The sequence below is a fragment of the Stenotrophomonas sp. 05L44_2 genome (assembly GCF_056665995.1).
In genome coordinates, this window is record NZ_JBFTNR010000343.1 from 1 (window position 1) to 4,417 (window position 4,417).

The window sequence follows — 4,417 nt, forward strand, 5'->3', positions numbered from 1 at the left end:
GAACAGCAGTCCGCGGCCGATCGCACCACTTCCACCCGCATCGGCCAGCAGCTGTTCCACGATGGCCTGGAACAGCGCGGCGCCATTGCCACGCAGTTCGACACCCTGCTGCGCGGCACCAGCCCGCAGCGCTTCGCTACCCTGGGCACGGTGCTGGATTACATCGAGTCGGCGCCCGAACTGTTCGATGCCGATCGCCTGGCGTTCCGCGAGGTGCTGCGTGACCTGCACGAACGCATCGGCGCCGATTCCTCGTTGCCGGCGGTGAAGCTGCACCAGCGCATCGGTGAAGACCTGGAGGCGCTGGACGAGATCGAGCGCAACTACAACCAGGAACTGACCCGCATCTTCAGCCGCTTCGAGCGCACCCGTGCCATCGAACTGAAGCGCGAGAAGTGGGACGACTACATCGCGCACCTGCACAAGGACTACAGCCGCGAAGCGATCCTGCGCGACTACGGCGTGATCGAGCCGTACCCGATGTCGATGAAGGACAGCGACCGCGAGATCTTCGGCCGCGATCTGCCGCCGAAGACGGTGGTGCTCACCTTCGACGATGGCCCGCACAAGGCCTATACCGATGAAGTGGTGGCCATCCTCAAGCGCTACGACGTACCGGGCGTGTTCTTCGAGGTCGGTCGCAACCTGGGCAAGGTCGACACCGACGGCAAGGTCAGCCTTGGGCCGATGGCCAAGATCAGCCGCAACCTGATGGAAGAGGGCTACGCCGTCGGCAACCACAGCCTGACCCATGCGCAGCTGTCGCGCACCACCGGCGATGCGCTGCGCCAGCAGGTGCTGGACACCGACACCCTGCTGAAGGACGTGGACAGCAAGCGCGCGCCGCTGTTCCGCTTCCCGTATGGCGCACGCAACGCCGAAGGCCTGCAGCTGCTCAACGAGGCGGGCCTGAAGTCGATCATGTGGAACATCGATTCGATGGACTGGGCCGACCCGGTGCCCGAATCGATCGTGCAGCGCGTGCTCGACCAGGTGAACAAGGAACAGCGCGGCATCATCCTGTTCCACGATATCCACGACCGCGCGGTGAAGGCACTGCCGCAGATCCTGGACCGGCTGATCGCCGACGGCTACCAGTTCGCCGGCTGGAATGGCCGCGACTTCAGCGTCGCCCGACCGCGCAAGGGCAGCGACCGCGATGCCACCGTCACCACCGGCTATGAAAAATCGTGGGCGATCGTGGTCGGCATCGACAACTACGCCAAGTGGCCGAAGCTGGAATACGCCAGCCACGATGCCCAGGCCGTGGCCGATACGCTGACCGGGCAGTTCGGCTTCCCGTCCTCGCAGGTGATCGTGCTGAAGAACGAGCAGGCCACCCGCAACAACATCCTGGCCGCCTTCCACGACCGGCTGTCCGACGACCGCACCGGCAGGAATGATCGCGTGTTCGTGTTCTTCGCCGGCCACGGTGCTACCCGTCAGCTGGCATCCGGGCGCGACCTCGGCTACATCATTCCGGTTGATTCGGACCCGAAGGAATTTGCCACCGATGCCATCGCGATGACCGACATCCAGAACATCGCCGAGAGCATGCAGGCCAAGCATGTGATGTTCGTGATGGATGCCTGCTACAGCGGCCTTGGTCTGACCCGCGGCGGCCCGTCGTCCTCGTCGTTCCTGCGCGAGAACGCACGCCGCAGCGCGCGGCAGATGCTGACCGCCGGCGGTGCCGACCAGCAGGTGGCCGATGCCGGCCCGAACGGCCACTCGGTGTTTACCTGGGTGTTGCTGCAGGCATTGGCTGGCAAGGGCGATCTCAATGGCGATGGCCTGATCACCGGTACCGAGCTGGCCGCCTATGTGGCGCCGGCGGTGTCGGCGGTCTCGCAGCAGACGCCGGCCTTCGGCAGCCTGCCCGGCTCGCAGGGGGGCGAGTTCGTGTTCCAGGTGCCGGACAGCCAGGAATACCTCAACGCCGATACGCGCCAGCTGACTGCCGATGCGATCGCCCTGAACAACAAGGTCGACGCTGCCCAGGACGCCAAGAACAGCGAAGCGCCAGTGACCGTGGCCGACCTGCAGGGCGGCAAGGCCAAGCTGGTGGTGCCGACGGCCGGACCGGCCTCGGACCGCCAGCGCTCGCAGCAGGCCAACGACCGTGGCCTGCAGCTGTACCGCGAGAAGCGCTACGACGAAGCCGCCGTGCAGTTCGCCGAGGCACTGAAGCTGCGCCCGGATTTTGCCCAGGCGGCCAACAATCTCGGCTTCGTCTACTACCGCCAGCAACGCTACGCCGAAGCGGCGCGTTGGCTGGAGAACACACTGAAGATCGATCCGTCGCGCGCGGTGGCCCATCTGAATCTGGGTGACGCGTACTTCCACGCAGGCGACAAGGCCAAGGCGAAGCAGGCCTACACCACCTACCTGGCACTGCAGCCGCAGGGCACTGGTGCGGCGCAGGCGCGCGCGCAGCTGGAGAAGCTCTGAGCGATGAACGATATGAAGCGCACCGAAACCATCGTGGCCATTGCCAGCGCACCCGGTGCGGGCGGCGTGGGCCTGCTGCGCCTGTCAGGCCCGCGTGCCGCAGCCATTGCCAACGCACTCGGCGCACCGACGTTGCGCCCGCGCCACGCGCACTACTCGCGCCTGCGCGATGCAGACGGTGAGGTGATCGATGATGGCATCGTGCTGTGGTTCCCGGCGCCGACCAGCTTCACCGGCGAAGAAGTGGTGGAACTGCAGGGCCATGGCAGCCCGGTACTGCTGCAGCAGCTGGTCGCACGCTGCATTGCATTGGGGGCGCGGCAGGCCCGGCCCGGCGAGTTCAGTGAGCGCGCGTTTCTCAACGGCAAGCTCGACCTGGCACAGGCCGAAGCCATCGCCGATCTGATCGCGGCCGGCGACAACCGAGCGGCGCGCGCGGCACGACGCTCGCTGGACGGGGTGTTCTCGCGCCGCATCGAGGCGGTGGTCGAACAGCTGGTGCTGCTGCGCATCCACGTGGAAGCAGCCATCGATTTCGCCGACGAACCGCTGGACACACTCGGCGGTGCACAGGTGCGGCGTGGCCTGGAACAGGCGCGCAGCGATCTGGCCCTGCTGCGCCGCGACGCAGAGCGTGGCCGTCGTCTGCGCGATGGCCTGCATGCGGTGCTGATCGGCCCACCGAATGCCGGCAAGAGTTCGCTGTTGAACGCGCTGGCCGGCAGCGAGCGTGCCATCGTCACCGACATCGCCGGCACGACCCGTGACACGCTGCGCGAGACCATCCGCCTGGATGGGCTGGAACTGACCCTGGTCGATACCGCCGGCCTGCGCGATGGCGGCGATGCCATCGAACGCGAAGGCATGCGTCGCGCGCGCGCCGAGATCGAGCGCACCGACCTGGCGTTGATCGTGCTGGATGCACGCGATCCGGCAGCCGGCGAAGCCGCGATCGGCGAAGCGGTACTGGCGGTGCCGCACAAGGTCTACATCCACAACAAGTCGGATCTGTTGGATGCGATGCCGGTGCGGGACGACCCGGACCGCGTTTTCGTCTCCGCTGCCACCGGCGCGGGACTGGACGAGCTGCATGCGCGCCTGCGTTCGATCGCTTCGGCCGGGGCAGGGGAGCAGGTGGAGGGCGAATTCTCCGCACGCACCCGCCACGTCGATGCGATCGAACGCGCACAGGAACACGCGCAGCGGGCGGATGGCGAGCTGGTGCACGAGCACCTGGAGCTGGCTGCCGAGGAGCTGCGTCTGGCGCACGACGCGCTGGGCGAAATCACCGGGCAGATGAGTGCCGATGATCTGCTGGGCAAGATTTTCTCCAGCTTCTGCATCGGCAAGTAGCGCTTGGTAAGTGCCGGCCGCTGGCCGGCAATCCAGGGAAATCATCTCCCCCAAACCTGTCACATTCCCGCCGCATACTGACGCCCATCACAAACCGCTTGAGGAAGTCGCAGTGAAGTCGTGGGGTCGTGCGTTGCTGTTGTCGCTGGCCGTGGCACCATCGGTGGCCATGAGTGCTGAATCCTCCCCTCCGGCCGCGCCCAAGGTGTCGGTCTACGGCCACCGCGGTGCAAGCGCGCTGCTGCCCGAGCACACGCTGGCGGCCTATGCGCAGGCCATCGCCGACGGTGCCGATTACATCGAACCGGACCTGGTGATGACCAAGGACGGTGTGATGGTGGCCCGCCATGAGAACGAGATCGGTGGCACCACCGATGTGGCCGAGCACAAGGAATTCGCCAAGCGGAAGACCCGCAAGGTCATCGACGGGCAGACGGTCGAAGGCTGGTTCACCGAAGACTTCACCCTGGCCGAGCTGAAGACGCTGTACGCCCGCGAGCGCCTGCCGGAGTTCCGCAGCACCGCCTATGACGGCCAGTTCCGCATYGCCASSCTGGASGAGATCCTKGCKTTCCTGGTSCAGCAGGCCGGTCGTGCCAACCGTGGCATCGGC

Annotated in this window: 3 protein-coding genes; all 3 read left to right on the forward strand. The window is 66.4% G+C overall.

Annotated elements, in window-relative coordinates; genetic code table 11:
- Window positions 1-2,451, forward strand: a 2,451-nt coding sequence (locus AC1VAN_RS12965) for a polysaccharide deacetylase family protein (RefSeq protein ID WP_480985936.1), incomplete at its 5' end; no start/stop codon positions are given.
- A 3-nt stretch (window positions 2,452-2,454) separates the two neighbouring features.
- Window positions 2,455-3,804 carry a tRNA uridine-5-carboxymethylaminomethyl(34) synthesis GTPase MnmE gene (gene mnmE, locus AC1VAN_RS12970; protein ID WP_442251397.1) on the forward strand — a complete coding sequence of 450 codons (1,350 nt, stop codon included), beginning with the start codon at window positions 2,455-2,457 and terminating at the stop codon, window positions 3,802-3,804.
- Window positions 3,805-3,916: 112 nt separating this feature from the next.
- Window positions 3,917-4,417 (forward strand): glycerophosphodiester phosphodiesterase family protein (locus tag AC1VAN_RS12975; RefSeq protein WP_480985937.1); only part of this gene is annotated, 501 nt, incomplete at its 3' end.

Bases quoted from the DNA above. Each gene is read 5' to 3' on its own strand.
- mnmE (WP_442251397.1), top strand. From the start codon at position 2,455: ATGAACGATATGAAGCGCACCGAAACCATCGTGGCCATTGCCAGCGCA.